Raw genomic sequence first — 24,579 nt, forward strand, 5'->3', positions numbered from 1 at the left:
AACCGATAGCTCTTCTCAGATTTCCATCTACATAAGAAGCAGATGAAAAGTTAGTAATTGCACTTGTTGTCCCATTCAGTACATACATCTCATAACCATTGGTTGTGATAATTCCCTTGGTCAGATTAAGATTTTTTGCAATATAGATCGTATTGGAAGGAATCACATAGCCTGAATTTTTATTAATTTTCAGGTTCACATACGGACTGGTGGCACTGCTGCCGGAAATAGCCTGATTGGTAGTCCCCATCAGGGTGATGGTAGCGGTAGAACTGGCAGAGATTGTGCCACTGTTTAATAAATTACCACACACCTGCAATTCACTGCCACTATTTAAAGTTACTGTAGCTCCTGACTGGATAGTGATTGATTTCACAGCACCAGTAGTATTGGAAGCCAGTACAGGATAGTTGGTCAGACCAGTCGGAATAACTACATCATCTGAGCAGGTAGGTACTGTACACGATCCCCAGTTATCAGCATTCGTCCAGTCTGTGGTGTAACCTTGCCACACAAAGTCATCACTGATGGTAGCATAGTTAGTAACTGGATTATCTTTTACCAATATAATATCATCAACAGCAATGTCATTACCTGAAGCATTGACACTTATATTACGGAGCGACAATTCCAGTGAAGTTAACACGCCACTATTAAAAGTCATTGTATATAATGTCCATGCACAGGTGTTACCCACATCTATATCTTGTCCTAAACGTGTACAGTTACCATACAATCCAAATAATAAAGTATTTGCACCTGCCAGACTTATTGCATAAAAAGTCAGTTTGTAATTAGTATTAGCTTGCAAAGCAACGGTCTGAGTCCATAACTTTTTGGAAGATCCATTATACCCATTTCCTATCAACATATTACCTCCTGAAGGAGTACTACCAGAAATATCACTTAGTTTACAAAAATCTTTATGATAATAGAAGGGCTCTGTTCCTACAGTATATCTTCCTTCTGGACCTAATCCTTTGGAATAATCACCAGTATTTGATTTTGCTTCAGTTGTGTATGTATACTCTGATGTAAATCCAGTATTACCACTTGAAAAATTTCCATTTGTAATCAGGTTCTGAGCCTGAACCTTTACTCCAACAAGTATACAGAAAACTAGCAGTACTATTTTCTGTATATATCCTAATGAAAATCTTGTAAAAAAATGCTGCATATCATTTGATAGTATTTTTCCGCAGCAATGTTACATATAAATCAACTTAACGAATGCACACCACTAAGAAGTTAACTTACATGTGTTAGAATTAAAAATAAACTCTTGAAACGAAATAAAACCGACATCATTTCAGAGTATGATTCACTTAATAAATATCTCAGAATATTTTGTTGTTTTCTGACAATGATGAGCTACTATCCATTATTATCTTCTGTTAATATTTCTTTGCTAAATAAGCTATTATAGATTACCCCTAGTGATTTCCTCCTATTAATTAAGCCTGAATTTATAAGCCTTTTCACCTATCTACATCATTGTGATATGTCTTGCATACTAAATACATTGTTGCTCACCCCCTATAGGGGGTATATCACATTGATTGTATAATTTAAAGCAAATTCAAAATTTTCTTACCTGAAAATTCGTTCTAGATTAGACGTCCATTTGTCATTATCGGTGTTCACCATATACACTCCTGATACTAAAGACTAGCTATCTCTACCAATCCCCTTTAGTTGTATATAATTGATAATCAACCACTAACCTCATTTTGCACAAACAAAAAAGATAGCAGAAAATCCGCTATCTTTTTTACTCTTTCCCAAGTTGTGACTCTCTATTCTATTTCATTTATAATCAGACCTTAGCAATTCAGATCTAACCTAAATAAACAGTAACAGAAGGCCTCTACTTTATTTTTCTACGAATACATTGCCATTAGCATTGGACTCAAATGTATTCGTTGTGAAGCATCATTGTTGATTTGTTGTGCATTATACCTACTTGAGATCAACCAACAGAGATTGTGAAGCTCTTGTGTAAGTATACGACAAAGGTGGCTATCAAAAGCAGAGAAAAGAATATGAAGCTACATAAACTGTAAAAAGGACTACACTAACAGACAAAATATGAGACCAAAATGTAATATGTAGGTTTACTAGCAGCAGGGGCTCTACTATGAAAAAAGTCCTGTCAATAACAGGACTCTCAAATTTATTTATAAAAATTCCCACTAAAAAGTCGTTTGACAAATTATGACTCAATCAGAAACTGTTCAGCAATTCAGGCAACAAACTGATGTCTGCCAGCTCCTGATATGCAACACCTTCAATCTGATGAGTTTCTACTAATTCATGCGCCCACGTTACATGAAAAGGAATATGTACTGCATGTGCTCCTATTTTGCACACAGGCAAGATATCGGACTTGAGAGAATTGCCAATCATTATAAACTCATCGGCTATGATATTGTTCTTACGGATGATATTCAGATAAGATTGTTCATTTTTCTCACTAACTATCTCCACCTTGTTAAAGTAAATCCCAAGTCCTGAACGGGCAATTTTACTTTCCTGGTCAAACAAATCTCCTTTTGTAATCACCATTAGCTCATATTGGTCCTGCAAAAGCTTAATGGTTTCCTCTACATTAGGCAATACCTCAATTGGGTGTTCAATCATCTCCTTCCCCAAATCAATAATTCGTTGAATTTCGGTTCCGGTTATTTTACCCTGAGTAAGCTCTATAGCTGTTTCAATCATTGAAAGCATAAAGCCTTTCACTCCATATCCAAAAAGCCGGAGATTACGAATTTCTGCATTATACAGTTTCGTATCAATTTCATCTCCTGTGAGATAGGGTTCTAACAATGTTTTAAACTCCTTCTGCGTTTTTGTAAAAATAGGTTCATTTACCCATAGTGTGTCATCGGCATCAAATGCAATTACTTTTATCTTTTTCATTAGAATCTGGTTAAAATAACTAAAGTCTGTTTACTGAAACCCATCGCATACCATGCATGTCTACTAGATTATTCTATACTTCTGTATGAATCAAACACATTGCAGTATGATTACTGATTAAATAAACTTTGTAGTTCTGACAGAAATTTTCCAACGTGATATCCATCCATCAAGCCATGGTGTACATTCACAGCAACAGGTAGCAACATCTTTCCGTGTTGTGTATAATATTTTCCTACAGATACTTTAGGCACACTGTCCTTATAAGCAAAATGGCGGGCATGTGTAAGCCCTGTAAAACGGGTCCATGGGATAGCAGAAAAATGAATTACATCTATACGTCCTGTCTGATCACTCAGACACAATCCGGAAGTCTGCCTTACAGCTTCAGTTTCTGTTAAAGCTCCTGGCAAAAATGATTCGAATGTATCTTTGAACTCAATAAAACCAAAGCCAAACGTAGTATCATCGCGGCTAATAGTAGGTGATGCATGAATTGTATCATAACAATATACTTTTCCTTCAGCTATCCGATACCGAAATTCTTCTATAGCATTAACAACCTTTAGTGTCTGATACAAATAATATAGAAAAAAAGATGCATTGGCTGCTTTTGCCTTTTGATAAGCATGTGTTATATCCAGTTCTGCAACAATTCCAAAAAATGGTTCATCAAACCCCGAAAAAAACTGAAAATGCTCTTTCCGGTTCCAGTGGTCTAATTGTAATTCAGTACGCATAGTTATTCAAATCATTATAGTAAAAAACGCAAAGATAAAAATATAACTTTGAGAACACGAAATTATCCGTTTATTAGAGTTATAATGGACAGTATAGCGCAGAAATGTATTTATATTAATTCCATTTCCAAAAGAATTATAGTATACCCTCTAACATCCTGTTAACTACGACTCTAAACCTATAATTTATCAGATCACCAAATTTTATGATACATTGTATTACAAGAAAAACAGCAATTCTGTTACTTGCCCTACTTCCATTCCTCACACTTCAGGCACAAAATAAGCTCCTGCCCTATGTTAACCCATTAACAGGTACTTCAGGAAGTACCACTCTGTCAACACAAAAACATGCAGAAGGTACAGAACCACTAGCCAATACTATACCTGCTGTTACACTTCCCTTTGCAATGACCCAATGGACACCACAGACACAATACACAGAAAAAAAATGTCTTCCACCCTATTATTATAAGGATACTATGTTTAGTGGCATCAGAGGTACTCACTGGCTCAGCGGAAGTTGCGTTCAGGATTATGGGACATTTACCATCATGCCTATTACAGGCCATTTAAAAACAACCCATTATGAAACCTCATTTTCTCATCAGCAAGAAATTACTACCCCTGCTTATTATAGTGTAGAATTACCAGACTATCAGATCAAAACAGAAGTCGCTCCAACCAAACGATGTGCTATACTACAGTTTACAGCACAGAAGGACGACAGCCTATATGTACTCATAACACCTAACAGCGACTACAAAAAGGGATTTATCCATGTCAATGCATCCGAGCAAGAAGTGACAGGCTACAACCCTGCCCATCGGATTTATCAGGGTTGGGGAGAACCCGCAGGGTTCAGTGGGTACTTTGTAGTCAAAGTTGAACAAGCTTTTTCCACCAAAGGAACTTACAGCAATACACAGCTATTTTCTTCCGATAGCCTTTCTCATAGGCCAGATATAGGTGCATATATTGGTTTTAAGGTAACGAAAGGAATGGTCATCCGGCTTAAGGTAGGAACCTCTTTTACCAGTATCGAAGGTGCTAGAGCTAATCTGCAGGAAGAAATTACCGACTGGAATTTTGAAGCAATTCGCAAAAAAGCAGAAGCAGTATGGGAACAAGCCTTAGGCAAAATTGTTGTAGAGACACGCAATGAAAACGATAAAAGAATATTCTATACAGCACTATATCATGCATTTCAGCACCCTCGTCTGTTTAGTGATATAGATGGCAAATATCCTCAGTTCGCAGGAAATTATCAGATACAACAACTTGCCAAAGGCAATTATTATGATGATTTCTCGATGTGGGACATTTACAGAGCCCAGCTTCCCCTTCTGGAAATTATTGACCCTGACTTGGTAAATGACTTGGTAAACTCTCTTATCCTGAAAAGTCAGCAAGGCAATTGGCTACCGAACTTCCCCTGTTGGAATAGCTATACCTCTGCAATGGTTGGAGATCATGCCTCTGCATTTATCGCTTCTGCCTATATAAAAGGTATCAGAGGTTACAATGTAGAGGAGGCATACAAAGCAATGCGTAAAAATGCATATGAGATTCCGGATCAGGTGGCGCTGAAAGATGGAAGAGGCAGACGTTCTCTGGGTTCATACCTCAAATATGGCTACTATCCAATGGAAGATACCATACCCTATGCCTTTCATAAAAATGAGCAGGCATCCCGCACATTAGAGTATGCGTTTGATGATTATTGTGTAGCTCAGGTAGCCAAAGGCCTTCAGAAGAATAGTGACTATCGTGATCTGATACGCAGATCTGCCAATTACAGAAATGTATTTGATCCTTCGTTACAACTTGTTAATGGCAGATATTCAGATGGAAGTTGGATGAAAAACTATAATCCGGATAAGAAACTACTATTTATTACCGAAGGCACACCTCGTCAATATAGCTTCTATGTACCTCATGATATCAATGGCCTGATTAAGCTTATGGGAGGGACTACTAAATTTGAAGCAGCTCTTGATGATCTTTTCCAAAAGAATGAGTATTGGCACGGAAATGAACCAGGTCAGCAAATCCCTTTTCTATATATCTATACAAATGCTCCTTATAAAACTCAATATTGGGTTAATCATATTCTAAAAGAAGAATATGCCAATGGCCCGGGTGGTTTGAGTGGCAATGATGACTCCGGACAGGTAAGTGCATGGTATGTTCTGGCGTCAATAGGTTTGTATCCTATCAATCCAGCCTCTGACGAGTATGCAATTACCTCCCCGCTATTCAGTAAAGTAACCCTGCATCTTCCTAATCAGAAAACATTTTCTATAAGTGCAAAGAAAACGAGTGATAAGGCCATCTATGTACAGGAAATATCGCTCAATGGTAAGCTGTCTAATAGCTATATTCTAAAGCACAATGATCTGATACAAGGTGGTTCTATGGCATTTATTCTAACCGAACAAAAGCATTAAGCAATAGTATTACAAAAGTCCTCTGCCATATTCACTCGGCAGAGGACTTTTTTTAGAATAACCATCCGGCAAACCATTTCAGACCAAACAAAGCTCCCAAAATAGTACCTACAATAGCACATATTTTCCCAGTGTTGACCAGTTGACGTGATCCCGGATCATAAGCTGCCGGATTTTGCATATAGGCTGCATGGCTCTGACTTGCCAAAACCAACGTTATAATTCCCACAACAAAACCACACCCACAGGTTATAATAGAAAGAATTCCTAACACTAATATCAATACATCATTAGGCAACTTCTGCAATCCCTGTATCACAGGTGGATTGGCTTGAGGTCGGTTAACAGGCGTTTTAGGTTGGGTATGTACAGGTCTGTTTTCTGCTACAGGAACCGGAGGTGGAGTAACAGGCTGATTTATCACTGGCTGGTTAGTTACCGGCTGACTAACCGAACTACTGTAACTATTTATATATTCCAGAATTTCACCAGCATTCTGATATCTGTCAGAAGGGTTGGGCTGCAAACATTTATCAATGATACTGCGCCAGTAACCAACAGGTAATTGCTTCAGATTTTTAGGTTCCGGACTTCCTGTAAACATTTCCAGTAAAATGAGTCCAAAAGCATATAAGTCTGTACGTCCATCTACCTGATTCAAGGCAGAAGATTGTTCAGGGGCTGCATATTTTTGTGTACCAACAAAGGTAGCACCCGATAAATCATCAAACTTATCAGCAGCCGCCAATCCAAAATCGATAATCTTAACATTATCTCCTTTATTGGTAATCAAAATATTCTCAGGCTTCAAGTCTCTGTGATAAACCTGCTTCTTATGTGCATAGCTTAAGGCATCCAGTATCTCAACAGCAATTTTTCGGATCAATCGCTGATCTTTTATTCCTCCTTCCGGAATACGCTTTCTCAAAGATTGTCCATCAATATATTCCATGTAAAAGAATGGACCTTCTGTATCCTCTCCTCTTCCATAAATATTGACTATATGTGGATGTTCCAGATCCCGTCCGTTGAAATACTCTTTAAATAAGAGATCTGCATAGGTCTGATTGTATTTGTATGTAGAAGCAACCCGCTTGACAACCACCCAGCGACCATCCAGACGAGCTTTTTGTGTTATACTCATTCCGCCTTGCTCACTTAGCAGAGTTGCATCTGTAAATCCAGTTCCTGCTCCAAACTGTACACCGGAGTAATTAGCCTGTGAAGCATTGCTCTGAGACACATTTTGCTGAGATGCAGAGGAGTTAGAATCTACAAATGAAGAGCCTGTTGTATCAGAAGGAGTAGGAGTATTTGTAATAAATCCTGACTGATCAGTTGTAGAGGGAGTATTTGTTTGAGAAGCCTGTTGGAGAGCTTCCTGGATCATACGTTCTGTCTCTTCAGGTGGTACACCCTGTAATTCTGCATGAGAGTAGATAATACTCTTTTGTACCTCGCTAAGTGTGCCGTTGGTAATCAGTGCACGTATCAGTGTTTGAAGTTGTTCCTGAGATGACATATATAAAACCAGGTTGCCAGTGATCGAAAGGTGAACAAATTACTTTTTTTCTGTTAATGAACAAACTTCTGTATTGTAACCTCTGCTAATTAGTATAATTCTTTTATTTATAACTTGATAAAAAAATAAACCCAGCCTTTATCCAGCTGGGTTTATCAAATAGTACCTATATCAATCAATTATGATTCCAGTTTAAGTACTGCCATAAATGCTTCCTGAGGAATCTCTACGTTACCAACTTGGCGCATCCGCTTTTTACCCTTCTTCTGTTTTTCCAATAGTTTCCGTTTTCGGCTGATATCACCACCATAACACTTCGCCAATACGTTTTTACGAAGAGCTTTAATCGTTTCACGGGCAATAATCTTTTGTCCGATAGCAGCTTGGATCGCAATTTCAAACATTTGACGAGGCAACAATTCCCGAAGTTTTTCACACAGACGTTTTCCCCACTCATACGCTTTGTCTCTGTGTACAATAGCAGACAAGGCATCCACTTTATCACCGTTCAGCATGATATCCAGCTTCACCATAGTAGATTCTCTGTAGCCGATCAGTTCGTAATCCAGAGAAGCATATCCACGGGAAATTGTTTTCAGGCGATCAAAGAAGTCAAATACTACCTCTGACAGTGGAATCTCAAATGTCATCTCCACCCGTTCAGCAGTAATGTAGTTTTGGTTCTTGATAATACCCCTTTTGTCCATACACAAAGCGATTACCGGACCTACGTATTCAGTTTTGGTAATGATCTGTGCTTTGATAAAAGGCTCTTCAATATGATCAATGTTATTTGGGTCAGGCATTTCTGCAGGAGCATGAATCGTAATCGGATCTCCTTTGGTCATGTAGCAGGTAAACTGTACAGACGGTACCGTTGTAATTACAGTCATATCAAACTCCCGTTCCAGACGTTCCTGTACAATCTCCATATGGAGCATTCCCAGGAATCCGCAACGGAAACCAAATCCAAGCGCAGCAGAAGTTTCAGGTTCCCAAACCAGCGAAGCATCATTTAACTGAAGCTTTTCCATTGCATCCCGCAGATCTTCATATTCAGAGGTCTCTACCGGATAGATCCCCGCAAATACCATAGGCTTCACATCTTCAAATCCTTTGATAGCTTCGGCAGCCGAGCGTTCCACATGTGTAATGGTATCCCCTACTTTTACTTCTTTGGCCTGTTTGATACCAGAAATCAGATAGCCTACATCACCTGTATGTACTACATCACGTGGCTCTTTATCCAGACGCAGAATACCAATTTCATCAGCATTGTATTCTTTGCCTGTCGCCATGAACTTCACTTTCTCTCCTTTACGTAGCGTACCATTTTTAATCCGGAATATAACCTCAATACCACGGAAGGAGTTGAATACAGAGTCAAATATCAAAGCTTGTAGCGGTCCATTCGGATCTCCTTTTGGAGCAGGAATACGCTCAACAACAGCATTCAGGATATCTTCGATACCAATTCCTTCTTTCCCACTGGCATGAATAATATCATCCCGGTCGCAACCGACCAAATCTACTACCTCATCCTTTACCTCCTCAACCATTGCACCAGGCAAGTCTACTTTATTCAACACCGGAATAATAGTCAGGTTATTTCCCCATGCCAGAAAGAAGTTAGAGATTGTCTGAGCCTCAATACCCTGTGATGCATCAATCAACAACAAAGCGCCTTCACAGGCTGCAATGGAACGGGATACCTCATAGGAGAAGTCTACGTGTCCGGGCGTATCGATCAGATTAAAAACATACGGTTTTCCCTGATATACATAATTCATCTGAATAGCATGGCTCTTAATGGTAATGCCCCTTTCCCGTTCCAGATCCATATCGTCCAACAGTTGAGCCTGCATCTCCCTTTTAGAAACTGTCTGAGTAAATTCCAGCAGTCGGTCAGCCAGGGTACTTTTACCATGATCAATATGAGCAATAATGCAAAAATTACGGATGTTCTCCATTGAGTTCTTATTTCTTAAGTTCTGTTTTCAGAGTTGAGATCATCAACTGATTACCCAACAAATAAATTTACTTCTACAAAATTAGCAATAAATTTCCGACTCAAACACATTCCCAATCGTATCTTTCCAAAAAGAAAACCTTCCTGTGTAATAAATTGTATTCTCTAATATTGAGACATTGCAACAATTCTGTTAGCTTCAATGCTAAAATCCGGAAGAATACACAGGAAATTCATACAAAAAGTAAGATTTTCATGTACCTTCTTTTACAAAACCAGGAAAAGCCGATGTATATACAGTTTAGTGCAAATGCGTTAAATATGTATCTTTTTATTTCTCAATCAGTAGTATGTTAAGTCGCGTTCGAAAAATTATATCTGACATCTGGTATTTCTTTCCTGTCCAGCTATTGGTTTTACATCTTAAAAAGAACCAGTGGTTGCTTTTATTCTGGGCTATTTTGTTTGGATTTGTACTTCAGGGGGTAGGCACGTTATTTGGTTTGCCGTATCTCTTCCTTGATCCGGAATACAATCATCGGGTTAACTTTGCCAGTCTGCTCATCATTGGGGTTACTCTTGGAGGATTCACTATGGCTTTCCATATCACCTGTTATATTCTGGATGCTCATCGTTGTGGTTTCCTAGGCAATGAAAAAGATCCGTTTCGTAAATTCAGCATAAATAACAGTACCATTCCTCTTATTTTTCTAATAACCTATCTGGTTCAGTTTATTAGTTTTCAACACAAAGAAAACGTACCTGTTAAGGAGCTTATATGGGAATCGTTAGGGTTGCTTCTGGGTAGTATAATTACAGTGGAAATGCTGTTTTTATATTTTACCAGTACAAACAAAGATATTTTCAAAGTTCTAGCGGCCAGTGCAGCCTCCCCGTTACAGCCAAAACAAAAAGTAACCCGTGTCAATGTCATGCGTAAGAAGGTCGATACTGTCCGCAGATATGGCATGCACATTGAATCTTTTCTCGATGCCCGTCTACGTATCCGTCCGGCAGAAAGTCAGTTGATAGATGTCTCAGCAGCCTTAAAGGTACTCCGTCAGAATCACCTGAATGCATTTATTATTCAGGTTTTTGTCTTTCTGATAGTCCTTGGCTTAGGCATATTTCGTGACCTTCCCGGTTTTCAGATACCTGCAGGAGCCAGTATGCTTTTGCTTTTTACACTGGCTACATTGTTTGTAGGAGCTATATCCTTCTGGCTGGGAAAATGGTCTATTCCTGTATTTATCTTAGTTCTGTTTGGCTACAATGAGTTGGTTAAAGCACGAATCATTCAAACCGATTATGAAGCATTTGGTCTTAATTATAAAACAGAAAAGGCAGATTATTCTATTACTCAACTGGATAGTCTTAGCAATTCAGAACACTACCAGGCAGACAAAGACTCAACTCTTGCCATTCTGGAACGCTGGAAAGCTAAGATCACCGATCTTAGAAGCAAACAATTAGTACAAGAAGAAACTACCAGAAAAACTCTGCTTCCCCAAAAAAAGCCTAAGTTGTTGTTTCTTTGTGTCAGTGGTGGTGGAGAAAGAGCCGCTTTATGGACAATGCGGGTCCTTCAGGCAGCAGACAGTTCACTCAATGGTACACTTATCCCTCATACATTTCTGATTACAGGAGCTTCAGGCGGTTTAGTTGGCGCCAGCTATTTCCGGGAACTCTATCTACGTAGCCAGACCGATACTACATTGGATTTATACAATCATAAATACCTGGACAATATCGCAAAGGACAATCTCAATGCTATTACATTTTCTCTGGTAGTAAGTGATATGTTTTTCAAATTTCAACAGTTTAACTATAAAAATCACTGGTATTACAAAGATCGAGGGTATGCCTTTGAGCAACAACTCAATAAGAATACTGAAAATATTATGGATAAAACGGTCATGGATTATCAGGAGCCTGAACGACTAGCCAAGGTCCCCATGCTGCTTTTTTCCCCAACTATTATTAACGATGGCAGAAAACTCTATATATCCCCTCAACATGTCTCTTACATGACAGAAGCAGATCATGTGTCACCTCGTTATCTAATTCCTAAATTGAAAGGTGTTGAGTTTTTGAGATTCTTTGAAAAGCAGGAAGCACATAATCTACGTTTCCTAAGTGCTTTACGAATGAGTGCTACTTTCCCTTACATTACACCCAATGTGGTGCTTCCCAGCGAACCTGCAATGGAAATAATGGATGCTGGATTATCTGATAACTTTGGCATATCAGATGCTATACGCTTTGTATATGTATTCAGAGAATGGATTGCCCGAAATACATCCGGAGTTGTGTTTCTTTCTGTTCGTGATACGCCCAAAGAACATGCAATTGAAAAAAACGAGGATCGTTCACTATTTAACCGAATGTTTACACCTATCAGTAGTCTGTATCGCAACTGGTCACATCTTCAGGATATTAACAATGACAATGTTATTGAATATACACGGGAGATGTTTCCCAAAATTCCCGTACATCAGATTGAAGTCAGCTATGCAACCTACCAAAATGCGGATACAACAGCAATTACGACCAAAGATAGCGTTCGACGTCAGAATTATGAACGGGTGTCTTTAAGTTGGCGCCTGACTGCCCGGGAGAAGCAAAATCTCAAAAATGCTATTTATGATCCCCGCAATCAGGCAGCCCTGGAACGCCTGAAGCAAATTCTGAAATAAAAGTGGTAGACTACTTCTTATTTAATCAACTATTTTAAGATCGATTCCCATAATAATAAGAATCAATAAAATAGCACCTACGATAATTCTATAGTATCCAAATGCCTTAAAACCATATTTGGTCAGGAAGCCAATAAAAAAACGGATAGCAGCCATAGCAACTATAAAAGCCACTATATTGCCGATTACTAAAATTCCCCAGTTATCACTTTGTGCCATAAAAAGTTCGCGATCATCCCACAGACTTTTTGCAGTAGCAGCAAACATAGTAGGTACTGCCAGGAAGAACGAAAACTCAGCAGCCGTTTGTCGGGTTAGCTTTTGTGTAAGCCCTCCAATAATGGTGGCAGCCGAACGACTAACTCCAGGAACCATTGCCAGAGATTGAAATATACCTATCAACAAGGCAGTAGGATAACTGATGGTATCTTCATCAGGAGAATGCTGTTCATTCTTTGCAAACCATTTATCAACAAACAAGAGAATAATGCCTCCCACTAGCAACATAAAAGCCACTACAGTCACACTTTCAAGGAGCTTATCGACAGTAGACTTCAATAAGAACCCAAGAATAGCAGTAGGTAGAAATGCAGCAAATAGCTTAAAGTAAAAATCAAGCCCCTTAAAAAATCGTTTAAAGTATAGTACCACGACAGACAAGATGGCACCAAACTGAATAGCTACAATAAAAACTTTTGTAAAGTCCCCTGGAGGAATACCCAATAAGGCTGCTGTTATAATCATATGACCTGTAGAGGATACAGGTAGAAACTCGGTTAAACCTTCAACAATAGCTAGAATAATGGCATGCAAAATGTTCATAGAATGATGGTAAGATAAGTGATAGTGTTTGAATAAGCTTTTGAAGCTTTTTTAAAGTAAGTTAGACCACATATCTTAAGCAAAACCCGCAGGAAAGTATGCCTTCTGCGGGTGCAAAAATAGTAGTATATAAAAAGTGGCTTAATGTAAACTTACAAAGCCCTTAAATGCCTGTTCAGAGACTATTTTGGTTTACGTAGGATCGCAAAAAACTCAACAACAAATCCACTTAATACAATCAATGGTCCGATTGTTAGTCCCAGAGCACCAAAGCCAAAAGGTTCTTTATCCATTGACATTACAATAAAACCAATAGTAATCAAGGCAATACCTATTAACATAATCAGGTAGTTTTGCTTGCCGAATGCCAGTTTATTTTTGTTGTCCATATCTTAAATAGTATAGTTAAATTCAAATGAATACAAAGTAGTGACAAAACAGAACCTAATACAGCTCATCCAGTGACATATTTAAATATTTGTTCAACGCCCGATAAGAACTTCCCATACTAACCAGTATGCCTAATGTGCACAAGCCACCAAAGAACATATACAACGCACGAGGCTCTTGTATTAGAGTAAACAATTCCAGTTCAGATGCGGCATAGGATAAAAGACCATACAACCCAGCAGAAGCTAGTAGTCCACCAAAAAGTCCATAGAAAACAGCACGAAACAGGAATGGCTTTTGAATAAATGATGATGTTGCTCCTACTAGTTGCATACTCCGGATTAAGAATCGCTGAGAATACATAGCTAATCTTAATGTGTTATTAATCAGAATAAAAACAGCAACAAACAAAATAATAGCAAAACCCAGTAAAACCCATGTTAACTTATAAATATTTCGGTTTGCCTCCTCTACCTGTTGCTCCAGATACACAGCTTCAAATACACCTTTCACAGACTCCAGATCTGTTTTAATCTGACGCATCATCTCCTTCTGATATAACTCAGGTTTGATACGAATAACATAGGCATCACGTAGAGGATTTTCACCAAGTAAGGTTACAAAATCTTCGTGCGTTTCTTTAATAAATTTACGGGCAGCCTCATCTTTGGATATAAAACGGATTTGAGGTCTGTTATCTATTACAGACAAATAATCCTTTTTCCGCATCTTCTGCCCAACTTCTCTGATCTCATCTGTATCCATGTATTTATCCAGATACACATAGACTTCAATCGTATTTTTAATGGAATCAGACAGGCGAAAAGCCTGTAAGGCCAATAAGCCACTGAGTCCCAATACAAATAAAGCAAAGGTAATGCTAAAAATAACTGTCACGTATGGATAACTACCAAAACGTTTGTATGTACGGTTTTTTTTCAATGGTATGCGGTATAAGTAAACAGTATTTCCAAATCCATTGTATCAAAGGCAAAGGTAGGAATTTACCTTTAATCTTTACACATCAGCCAAAGATACTTAAAGAAGTGGTATAGAATAATTATAAAACAAAAAGCCTTCCTGAATATCAGGAAGGCTTTTGAAGAATATGTTATATTATTTACGATTGACAAGCATCTTGTTCAGAGAATCAATCAATGGTTTTTCAGTAATTAATACACTTTGAATAGGAGCAGGTTGTATCTGACTGATATTCAATTTGTAAAAGTTTCCTTCATAATACAGATAAGTTGTATTCTCTGCAGGCATATCCAGAAACGTATAAGGCTTATCAAAACCAAGCAATGCAATACGTCCGTTACGGTAATAGTAATGTAGTTTTAATGTTTCATTTGTATTATCAACCACATTTAACCGATTAGAGGAAGAGGTATTACCATACATGGCTGGCTTCTCGATAACAGGTTCTGAATCAATCTTTTTGATACCATCTTCCTGTGAAGGAGCACTTACTTCAGTATCAGCAGCTGCGACGATTAACTGATCAGCAGATTGAGAATTCTTACGTGTAGTATAGGTTTTTCTCGATGTCGTTTTTACGGGTAAAGAAGATTTTTCTAAAGACTTACTTACAGATACATTTGTTTCTGTCATAGCTTCTGCACCTTCATTGTTTGCGTTAGCATTAGGAGAAATTTCAGGAGTCTGTGTTGTAGGAGATGTTGCTGATATAGTAGCAGGTACATTTACAACAGCAGTGTTAGAAGTAGTTCCTTTCAATGAAGAGTAACCAAACCAGCTCAACAATCCGATCAAAGCTAGTCCTCCAACCCACATCCCGGCAGAGGCAGCACCACTCCAGGAAGAATTATTACTAACATCAATCTGATTCAGGCGGTTCTTCAATTGCGCCTTCCGATAGCTTTGAAGATTGGTAACGATCTCCTTTTGTAACAAAAATTCGTTGTATAACAGAGGATCTTTCTGAACCAACTGCTCAAAATCAGCCCTCTCATCTGCAGAAAGCTCGTTTCTCAGGTAAGCATCGATCATCTCCGAATGTTGGTACTCTTTGTTCATGAGTATTTTCTACTTTGGGTGGTACACAAACTGAAAGCTGGTTATCTTATAAGTATTTTAATCCATGAAATCACTGGCTTTATACTTGGCTTTAATCAACTCATCCAGTTCTTTTTTACATTTGTATTTCTTTGTTTTAGCTGTATCTGCGTTAGCAAATCCAAGCAAATCAGCAATATCGTGCATGGACAAATTATCAAAGTAATAGTATGTCAGAATACGACGACATGTTTCTCCCATCTGATTAATACAGCGATTGATAATGTCAATTCGTTCTTGCTGATCAAAATCCAATTCTTCTTCTGTGTCCTTCTCTTCATTGCTCATTCTGCTCTTACGCTCCAATTCCTTGCGCCATAAATTCTGGCAAATACTATACAGGAAGGTGCTGATCTTGGAAGAAAGCATCAGATTGCCACTAGTTACCTTTTGCCAGAACACGATTAAGGCTTCCTGATAAATATCCTTTGCTTCGTCTTCTGTTCCGTTATTATTGATGACTAACTTAGTCATCATTTTAAAGTTTTTTTTGTAAAGGTAATCCAGTGCACTCTCATCGCCTTTCCTGATTCGTTCAAGGATTTCGCTATCCCTCATTTTTAAGCAGTGCTAAGATTTAATACTAAATAACAAAGATTGGTAACCAACCTGAATACACTTTAAATCAGGCAGAATGCCTTTTTAGAATTTCATATACCTGTTTATACAACTTATGGGTTAAAATTAACAATTCCTTAGTCAAATCCCAAGTACCAGGTATAATGTAAGCAGACCGTTATGTAATATTTTCATTTTTCTCGAATGTATCTACAGCAAAAGATTATTTTCAGATTCTTATTCTACACTCCTGTTATTCAGTTACACATTTCACTGTTAGGGTATCTGGTTACTTTTTTTGTCCAAAAAATTGACATAATAGCGGTTTATCGCGTTCTATGAATATTTCTTCTAGTAGGCCTATAGTATATAAATCTGCAAAACCGCGTAAAAAAACGTTATCATATACCTAGCAAGATTTATATAAGATACTTCTGAAACCAGATATAATAAGTTCATTTATGTGTTGCTTTATAGAGAATTTCGGAAAGGAAAATTAGTCTATAAAGTTCTAAAATCAATTAAAAACGTCCCGATTTCTCAGTGAAAAAAAATATTTTTCACTGAGAAATATTTTTCTAAAATAGCCTAAAAATAGCATGCCAGCACTTGTAATAAAAGAAAAGAACCGAAGCGGAAACCGCTACGGCTCTTTAGTAATTATCCATAACCACCTATTTATGTATCGTTAAAAGCGCATTAATTGCTGCTTAAATTTCCTTGTGTCATCTCTACAAATGTGATTTCAACCCGGCGATTTTTCTTTTTCTCTTCTTCGTTAGCATTATCATTCAATGGTTCTGTCTGACCATAACCTTTGGCATTTGCCCGTTTGGCGACAATTCCTTTTCCTACCAAGTAGCCTACCACAGCTTTTGCACGACTATCAGAGATGGCCAGGTTACGATCTGGAGTACCTGAATTATCTGTGTGACCAGCAATCTTTACACCGTATGTAGGGTTCTTTTTAAGAAACTCAAATACTTTATCCAGTTCAGGCTTTGCATCTGCTTTCAGATCAGCTTTATCTGTATCAAAGTAAACGATATATACCTGGTTGGGTTTTAACACTGTAGATTGTGTAATTACTTCTTTCTTCGCATTGGCAGCAGCCTGGGCAGCTTTCGTATCCAGAGCAGCCATAGTGTAGACAGTTTCATTACCTACTTTGGTTGCCTGCATTTTACCACTGGCATCATTGTACATATACTTTGCTTCAGCAGCTGTTTCATTCTTTGTTACAGCGGACACATCGGTTGGATCAGAGTAAACCGATTCCAGAAGAGCTCCTAAAGCAAGTGAATCTTCAGCTGTCAGGATCTTACCCATCAACGCATACACATTATCATTATTGGACTTAGCCTTTCCTTTATCCACATCTTCAAATGCATTCTTTACTGCAATTCCTTGTCCAACTACCTTTCCATCTTTCATAACCGGTAACAGTACAATTTCCTGATACAATTCATAGAAATAATCCTGGTTGGGCACATGAATATTGACCAGATAAGGCTTAAAACCTTCGGCCTCAATGATCATGTCGTACTGACGGTTAGGAGGGAAAATAATCAGGTAGTCACCTGTTTTTGCGTTGGGATTATAGACACCTTTGATAACTTCGTTAGTCAGCTTATCTACAACTTTGATTGTTGTCTTAACAGGCTTTGCAGGTTCACCAGCCAAAATTCGGCCTTTCATTAAAGTTAGTGCTACAACACCCAGTTCTTCAGGGATACCCAGGAAGTAGATATCACTACCACCTTTACCACCTGGACGATCTGAAGAAAAATATCCTTTTTTACCATCTGCTGAAAGTGCAAAGTAACTATCATTGTAAACTGAGTTAACAGGAGCACCTACGTTTGTTGGAGTAGTCCACTTTCCTTTGTCGTTCACAGCTTTAAAGATATCTGTGCCACCCATAGAGTTAGGGCCATTGGAAGTGAAATACAATGTTTTCTTATCTGGATGGATGAATGGAGCTTCTTCGTCATATTTTGAGTTGACAGTAGGCCCCAAATTCACAGGAGCACCCCATGACCCGTCTGCCTGCTTCTCAGCTTTATAGATATCTAGTCCACCTAAACCTCCCGGACGATTACTTGCAAAGTATACAACTTTCTCGTCAGGAGTAAAGCTTGCACTGTTTTCCTGATAGGTTGAGTTTACTTCTCGTCCTAATTTAGCAGGAGCACCCCATTTATCACCCTGTAGTACAGAAGAATATATATCTGCACTATTGGCTGTAGTTCCAATATACACAAGCAACTTCTGCCCATCAGGTGATAAACCTACAGATCCAATATTGCTTCGTACACCATTGGCTACTGGCACCGGAATACCTACACTTTGTGAAGGACCCCACTGACTTCCGTTTTTATGGGTAATCATCACATCCTCATATTCCTTTACAGAACTAGTGCCTGGAGTTGTATTTTTCTTAATAGTAGTATATATCAATACCGATTCATCAGCAGAGATTACCGGACCATATTCAGTAGAAGGTGTATTGATAGCATCAACACTTTGTATAAATACATCCTCCGGTTTGGATGTCAATGATTTTGCCACATTACACTGCTGCACTAATTTAGCAGCTTCTGTAACCAGCTCAACATTGTTATCTGACTGGCGGAAATTATTCAAAGCAGCTATTGCATCATCAAATTTCCCACTCAGATGCAAGGATTTACCATACCAAAAATGAACTTTGTTTGGCACATCCTGACTTTTGCTCTCAATAGCAGATTTTAAATAGGGCAGACCCTTCTGAGGCTCTCCGGCCTGTGTATAACACAAACCCAATGCATAATGGTTGGCAGGGTCATTAGGAATTAACTTATCCAGCTCCAGATATACAGGAATGGCTTGTTTATAATCCTTAGCAGCCAGAAATGCATCTGCTTTTTTAATCCTTTTTGCTACTTCCGGGTTCTTGTCCTGTGCCCAACCATCAGTATGGACCGTAAGTAACGCTCCCGAGATGAGCAAAGCGGCCAGTGTGTGCAGTCTTTGATTCATTTTTTTATCTGATTCTGATTTCGAAGTTCTGAGTCTATTATCTTACCTGTTTTGTTCAGCAGGTAAAATACCAGGCAGGGAACATTGAACGTAAGAGATCCTGTTTAACACTTATTTTGTCGATTACCTTATGCAATATTAATAGATAAGAACGCCCAATGCTGGTCACAAACAAGCAATAGGATGCACAGCTAATATTTCAGTGCTTTTTACACAAAAAATGCACACAATGATCAGAGAAAGCCTTTCTGAAGGATTATAAGGGGTATAAGCAAATGTAAGACCTCTGTATTTTTTAACAAGTTCTGTCAGAATAACAGTAAAAAAGGATCACTTGCTACAAAATAAGGTATACTCTGCTCACACGATGTGAGGCGTAAAAGAAATTAAATCGCTGTTTTTGAATTCTTTTTTGGTCAATGGATGCAGTTACTCAACACTGATAGATCCATTCACATCCAAGACATATGGTTATTTTTATACTAACTTTACTGTTGATTCCTCTTAATGCATACAGGTAACCAACTTTATGCTTAAATCATATTAACAATAATGAGAGTCAGTCAAATAGAATAAAGTTTAACAGCATAGCATGGAGAACGCAAAATGAAGAAGGAATAGTATAGCCCGATATATGTGATCAGATCTGTTAGACCAACATACACAACGTTTCCCTTATACAAAAGTTTTTTTGATAAGACGAAAATAGTATACTACAGATAGAATTAGCTGTTAGCCAACAACCTCGAAGGAAAGTAGAAAAAATGTGTCAGGTATTATTTTACTCTGGCAACAACAGAAGGCAATTGTTTTTGAGTCATACTTTGTAAGTTGGCAATTTTATCAGAGCCAGGGTAAAGAATAGTAGCTTTGTTCAATAATTGCATACATTTCTCGTATGTCCCTCTATTAAAGGCCTTAACAGCTTCGTTAAAATATTGTAAGCCTGCCAGGTTTGATAAGGTTATTATTTTATTGCAAGGTCTTGCCTGAGTAATTTCATTGGAAGCGTACCAAAGTTCCCTGCGCAAAATCAGCATCTCATCATCAGATACAAATCCATTATCCGGATCTGTTGCATCTATCAGATAGGTACTCCGTACGGTATGTACACGTAAATACACATGTCGGTTCATCTCCCTTATTTCAGTGGAAAAACCAAGCTTTCCCAGTACCCATGCATACAAAGCTGTGCCACTCACACAATTATATGTGCTGTCCTGAAGGCTGGTAAAAAGTGGATAAGGTTGATAATGGTACAAATATCGTTTATGAACCTGTTTAAATACATAATAGAGGAACTGAGATTCTGCCAGAAATTTTTTGCGTTTTTTGGCTAACTGCAAACATAGTGAGGTAAGTTCCGATTCTTTTTGGAGGAATAAGCTATCTGTGATAACAGGATCAGCAGCAAAAAAATCTGCCAGTCCTTTACCAGAAGAATCAGTCCATTGCGTAAATACTTTCTCTTCAAATGAAGAGTGCCAACGGATAGCCTGCCCCTTTGCTCCATCCATTGCTATTCCTGATAAAATCAGAACCCAGATATAGATAACTTGTCTCAATGCAGTAAAGTATTGGCATAATGATGTTTAACATTCTAAACAAATTTAACATTAATTTAACAATTACATAACATTGAATACTAAATTATATTACATCAAACAAAAAACGCTCTCAGTTAATGAAAGCGTTTTTTATTCTATCTATTTAAGATTCTTTATTAACTTATACCATAATATTGACAGATGTACGAACCTGGGCTTTTAAGGCTTCCAAAGCCACTTCCATGCTGTCAAAATGCAGAATTTCAATAGAAGAACCTGCTCTTGCCTGCTCATGCATTTCTTCTGCAGAGATCTGGGTAAACGCTTCAGGTGACATTACAATAAATGCAGTCTTTACTCCTATTTTTTCCTGAGCAGGAATCCATACATCTGCAATGTAAGCAGATACATCCTCACTAAACATTTCCATATTACAGTGGTCAGCTACAACATAGGCAAGCCCTAACTTTTCCATATATGGATTGGTAATCTCTGCCACTCGTTTCACTTCTTCCAGTGTCAGAAAACCTTTCCACAAATGAAACACGCACTTTAGTTCTACATTGTAACCAAAAGTCCCAAACGATTCATCGATCAGAACTTCCATAGAGGGGAGTTGAGGCATATTTTAGTTTAGTTATGACGGATTTCAGGAAATAGACACATCAGAATCCGAGCGATATATCTATCCATAACGACATTCCGCTCTTCCTGATTTATGACCACTAATTTCGGTAGAAACCGATTATTTATCTGCTATTTTTTGAAGCGTTTCTTTCAGTCGTAAGGTTAAATCTGAAAATGTATCGTTGGTAGTAAGAAGAACAATAGGCAAATAGTGTATGTAGATAGTTATAGTATCACTACCACTCTGAAGATCAATATTTTCCAGAGACACTTCTTTGTCAGAAGCATAGAGCAAATGTACCTTTCGAACGCCTAAGGCGGTGGCATATGCATGCATCTGGTACAGATCACCCTGAGCAGGTTGTATTTTATATTTTGTGTCCCATACAGTCTGGTGTAATGGTAGCCAAATATCAGGTTTTACTAACAAATTACGTTGCTTACTACTGGTTGCCCAGGTAAAATGTTTTTGGACTATTACCTGCCACTGAGGAAAATGTGTTTGCACAAAACCCGCCACAAAATCTTCAAAAACACGCTCCATGGGTACTAAAAATGCAATATTCACAGGTTGGTGCTGTCGATATGTACCTATGTCTCCAATGAGAAAGAAGCGACACATGTCTATTACTTTTTGGTGTTCCGGATAGAGTCGATTCAGGTGTACACTATCACAATCAGATGTGGTACAACCTCGTAGTTCTACATCTTCTAGTAAATGCAGAATGTCCTGTAATGCTCCGTATGTTTCTCCTTTTGCATACGGAAACAACAGAGACACAGTATATTTTACTATCTGATTAAAAAGATTATTTATAACAAAAGGTTGCTGTTCGGTTTGCATCTGTTGCCATAAACCCTTTGCTATTTGTTCATTTATATAATGTTGTACAGCTAGTTTCCCTCTAAGAAAATCTGTTTGCCCTGTATACGTCTGATAGGTTAAATAAGGTTGTTCCTGTAGTAAGTTTCGTGTAAAATTTGCAAAAAAATGTATCCACTGAGTAAGGATATCCAAAATAGCATTGTCAGATTCTATCCATTGAAACGGAAAATGGATATGACGACAATAGGACAAATAAAAAGGGAGATGTGCAAGAGTTTGTGTGGAAAATGCAGTTTCCTTAAATAACTTAGGAATCAAAACGATTGTAAGACTCTGAAAAGAAATAACTCCGGCATAATTACATGCACGAATACTCCGCCCATCAAATTGAAGAAATGGTTGTCCATCAAAATTCTCTTCAAGCACCTCTTCTGTATACTTGTATATCCAATACCTGTTTTGCCAGACCTTCTGCAAATAGTATTTCAATGCTTCTGGTTCAATGTCATCAGGAAGAGTCACTTTATCTCCATATTCATATAAATAAAGAATGTTTGATTTTTTTTTACTTGTCATGTCCATATTTCCCAAATACGTTCGTCTTAGAGAACAAAGATTTATAAAACATCTATCATTTTAAACCTAATTTGTATGAAAGATTTCATGCTCATTTACCGAAACTCACTGGAAGTTGAAGAATCGTATGCCCAACAATCTTCCGAAGCGATGCAAGCTAGCCTGGCAAAATGGAGTGAATGGCTAGGTGCACTTGCTCAACAAGACAAGCTTACGGATGGTGGACAACCCTTATACCCTCAGGGAAAGATCTTGAAAGGTAAAGCCAAGAAAGTAACAGATGGTCCCTATATAGAAGGAAAAGAAATCGTAGGAGGCTATTCGATTATCAAAGCCACTGACTATGAGGAAGCGTTGAATCTTGCGAAAGGTTGTCCAGTATTGGAAGACGATGGTTTAATAGAAGTGAGAGAAATCATCATATTATCCTGATTTTCTTGCATTTACATTCCTCTATTTTTAAAGTCCGGATGATATCAAACATCATCGGGACTTTTTTTTTACTTAAAATAGCTGTACATTTTACATAAAAACAAGAATGGACAGTAATCAGGCAGGTCATATAACACTGGAACGAATTCTTAAACAGGAATCAGGCAAGTTAATTTCAGTATTAACACGCATTTTTGGATCACATAACCTGGAATTAGCTGAAGATGTAGTACAGGATACACTGTTAAAAGCAATGGAACAATGGCATGAGGGTATTCCCGAAAATCCGACTGCCTGGTTGTTTGTTGTAGCTAAAAACAAAGCGCTGGATGTGATACGACAACAAAAACGCACACACGAATTTGCCAAGGATATTACATTACTGCTTGAATCCGAGTACACTCTTCATCCAACATTAAATCAGTTGCTGGATGAAAATGAGATCAAAGATGATCAACTTCGGATGATGTTTGCCTGCTGCCATCCGGACCTTAGTGAAGAAGCTCAGGTTACATTAATTCTCAAAACGTTATGTGGCTTTAGTACAGCAGAAATCGCTCGTGCCTATCTTTCTTCTGAAGAAACCATTACCAAACGTTTATATCGTACACGACAACTTTTTCGTGAAGGAAAGATTCAGTTTGAAATCCCTTCTGAGGAGGATTTGCCCCAAAGGTTAGAAGCTGTTCTTACAGCTGTGTATCTCATCTTTAATGAAGGCTATAATTCCACCCACCACACAGATTTGATTCGTCAGGATCTGGTAGAAGATGCCATGTATTTGATCAAAATGTTGAGTGAACATTCTGTTACCAATCATCCGAATGTATTGGCACTGATGGCATTGATGTGTTTTCATGCAGCACGTATTCCGGGAAGGCTGGATGAAAACGGAAATATTCTGTTGTTAAAGCATCAAAACCGCCATCTCTGGAATAAGGAGTTGATTTGGTTTGGGAAAGGGTGTCTGGATGCAGCAGCAGAAGGTGGAGAACTTAGTCGATATCATCTGGAAGCAGGTATCGCACATGAACATTCTAATGCGGACACTTATGATATGACAGATTGGGATAATATTGTATACCTGTACAATCTACTTTACCAATTATATCCCTCTCCTATTGTTGCTCTAAACAGAGCTATTGCCATTGGAGAAACAGAGGGTGCACAGGCAGGACTAGAAGCAATTGAAGAAATACCTGATAAGGATACACTAAAAGAATTTTATTTACTACCGGCCACATTAGGAGAGTTTTACAAGCAGCTTGGCCAACCAGACATAGCCAGAACACATCTGGAGACAGCGTTATCCCTAACCCAGTCAGAAACAGAAAAAACTCTGCTACGATCCAAGATAGCTCAACTTACTTATAATTAAGCCTTGCTACCAGTAAAAGGGGTT

Annotated in this window: 18 protein-coding genes; 4 read left to right on the forward strand and 14 right to left on the reverse strand. The window is 38.1% G+C overall.

Translation table 11 applies throughout. The annotated features are described in order from the left end of the window. The 3 genes from QNI15_RS21080 to QNI15_RS21090 all read right to left on the reverse strand — a co-directional run. Positions 1-1,177: hypothetical protein (locus QNI15_RS21080; RefSeq protein ID WP_314033375.1), on the reverse strand; the 1,177-nt coding region annotated here is incomplete at its 3' end. Between the two features lie 1,046 nt (positions 1,178-2,223). Next, positions 2,224-2,922 (reverse strand): HAD family hydrolase, encoded by a 699-nt coding sequence (locus tag QNI15_RS21085; RefSeq protein WP_314004530.1) that lies wholly within the window; start codon positions 2,920-2,922, stop codon positions 2,224-2,226. Between the two features lie 110 nt (positions 2,923-3,032). Further along, positions 3,033-3,662, reverse strand: coding sequence for a chloramphenicol acetyltransferase (locus QNI15_RS21090; RefSeq protein ID WP_314004528.1), 630 nt, complete (start codon positions 3,660-3,662; stop codon positions 3,033-3,035). 206 nt (positions 3,663-3,868) lie between these two features. On the opposite strand from QNI15_RS21090, the gene QNI15_RS21095 reads away from it, so the two are divergent. Beyond that, positions 3,869-6,112 (forward strand): GH92 family glycosyl hydrolase, encoded by a 2,244-nt coding sequence (locus QNI15_RS21095; RefSeq protein WP_314033376.1) that lies wholly within the window; start codon positions 3,869-3,871, stop codon positions 6,110-6,112. A 52-nt stretch (positions 6,113-6,164) separates the two neighbouring features. On the opposite strand, the gene QNI15_RS21100 is transcribed toward QNI15_RS21095, so the two are convergent. Together QNI15_RS21100 and lepA are read right to left on the reverse strand one after the other, a co-directional pair. Continuing rightward, positions 6,165-7,634: a protein kinase domain-containing protein gene (locus QNI15_RS21100; RefSeq protein WP_314004524.1), complete on the reverse strand. Its 1,470-nt coding sequence runs from the start codon at positions 7,632-7,634 to the stop codon at positions 6,165-6,167. 179 nt (positions 7,635-7,813) lie between these two features. Then, complete coding sequence (gene lepA, locus QNI15_RS21105) at positions 7,814-9,604, reverse strand: translation elongation factor 4 (RefSeq protein ID WP_314033377.1); 1,791 nt, start codon at positions 9,602-9,604, stop codon at positions 7,814-7,816. 349 nt (positions 9,605-9,953) lie between these two features. Here lepA and QNI15_RS21110 point away from each other — a divergent pair, with 349 nt between their 5' ends. Further along, positions 9,954-12,299, forward strand: coding sequence for a patatin-like phospholipase family protein (locus tag QNI15_RS21110; protein WP_314033378.1), 2,346 nt, complete (start codon positions 9,954-9,956; stop codon positions 12,297-12,299). Positions 12,300-12,320: 21 nt separating this feature from the next. Here the strand turns inward: QNI15_RS21110 and QNI15_RS21115 are convergent, their stop codons facing one another. From QNI15_RS21115 to QNI15_RS21155, 9 genes are all read right to left on the reverse strand, one after another. Next, on the reverse strand, positions 12,321-13,121 hold the full coding sequence (locus QNI15_RS21115; RefSeq protein WP_314033379.1) for an undecaprenyl-diphosphate phosphatase: 801 nt from the start codon (positions 13,119-13,121) through the stop codon (positions 12,321-12,323). Positions 13,122-13,303: 182 nt separating this feature from the next. Continuing rightward, positions 13,304-13,510 (reverse strand): DUF3098 domain-containing protein, encoded by a 207-nt coding sequence (locus QNI15_RS21120; RefSeq protein WP_314004518.1) that lies wholly within the window; start codon positions 13,508-13,510, stop codon positions 13,304-13,306. Positions 13,511-13,565: 55 nt separating this feature from the next. Continuing rightward, the gene (locus QNI15_RS21125) at positions 13,566-14,453 is read right to left on the reverse strand and encodes a cell division protein FtsX (protein WP_314033380.1); all 888 of its coding nucleotides are present in this window, start codon (positions 14,451-14,453) and stop codon (positions 13,566-13,568) included. 174 nt (positions 14,454-14,627) lie between these two features. Beyond that, positions 14,628-15,551: an anti-sigma factor family protein gene (locus QNI15_RS21130; protein ID WP_314033381.1), complete on the reverse strand. Its 924-nt coding sequence runs from the start codon at positions 15,549-15,551 to the stop codon at positions 14,628-14,630. Between the two features lie 57 nt (positions 15,552-15,608). Further along, positions 15,609-16,148: an RNA polymerase sigma factor gene (locus tag QNI15_RS21135; protein WP_313988554.1), complete on the reverse strand. Its 540-nt coding sequence runs from the start codon at positions 16,146-16,148 to the stop codon at positions 15,609-15,611. Between the two features lie 699 nt (positions 16,149-16,847). Continuing rightward, positions 16,848-19,169 (reverse strand): OmpA family protein, encoded by a 2,322-nt coding sequence (locus tag QNI15_RS21140; RefSeq protein WP_314033382.1) that lies wholly within the window; start codon positions 19,167-19,169, stop codon positions 16,848-16,850. A 776-nt stretch (positions 19,170-19,945) separates the two neighbouring features. Next, positions 19,946-20,734 (reverse strand): hypothetical protein, encoded by a 789-nt coding sequence (locus QNI15_RS21145; protein ID WP_314033383.1) that lies wholly within the window; start codon positions 20,732-20,734, stop codon positions 19,946-19,948. A gap of 163 nt (positions 20,735-20,897) precedes the next feature. Then, positions 20,898-21,341: a hypothetical protein gene (locus tag QNI15_RS21150; RefSeq protein ID WP_313988559.1), complete on the reverse strand. Its 444-nt coding sequence runs from the start codon at positions 21,339-21,341 to the stop codon at positions 20,898-20,900. Between the two features lie 120 nt (positions 21,342-21,461). Further along, positions 21,462-22,745 carry an McrC family protein gene (locus QNI15_RS21155; RefSeq protein WP_314033384.1) on the reverse strand — a complete coding sequence of 428 codons (1,284 nt, stop codon included), beginning with the start codon at positions 22,743-22,745 and terminating at the stop codon, positions 21,462-21,464. Between the two features lie 75 nt (positions 22,746-22,820). Here QNI15_RS21155 and QNI15_RS21160 point away from each other — a divergent pair, with 75 nt between their 5' ends. Both QNI15_RS21160 and QNI15_RS21165 read left to right on the forward strand, forming a co-directional pair. Beyond that, complete coding sequence (locus QNI15_RS21160; RefSeq protein WP_314004510.1) at positions 22,821-23,177, forward strand: YciI family protein; 357 nt, start codon at positions 22,821-22,823, stop codon at positions 23,175-23,177. 106 nt (positions 23,178-23,283) lie between these two features. Continuing rightward, complete coding sequence (locus QNI15_RS21165; protein ID WP_314004509.1) at positions 23,284-24,555, forward strand: RNA polymerase sigma factor; 1,272 nt, start codon at positions 23,284-23,286, stop codon at positions 24,553-24,555. The last annotated feature ends 24 nt before the right edge of the window (positions 24,556-24,579 follow it).

It is taken from the genome of Xanthocytophaga flava (genome assembly GCF_030068545.1).
Lineage (GTDB): Bacteria > Bacteroidota > Bacteroidia > Cytophagales > 172606-1 > Xanthocytophaga > Xanthocytophaga flava.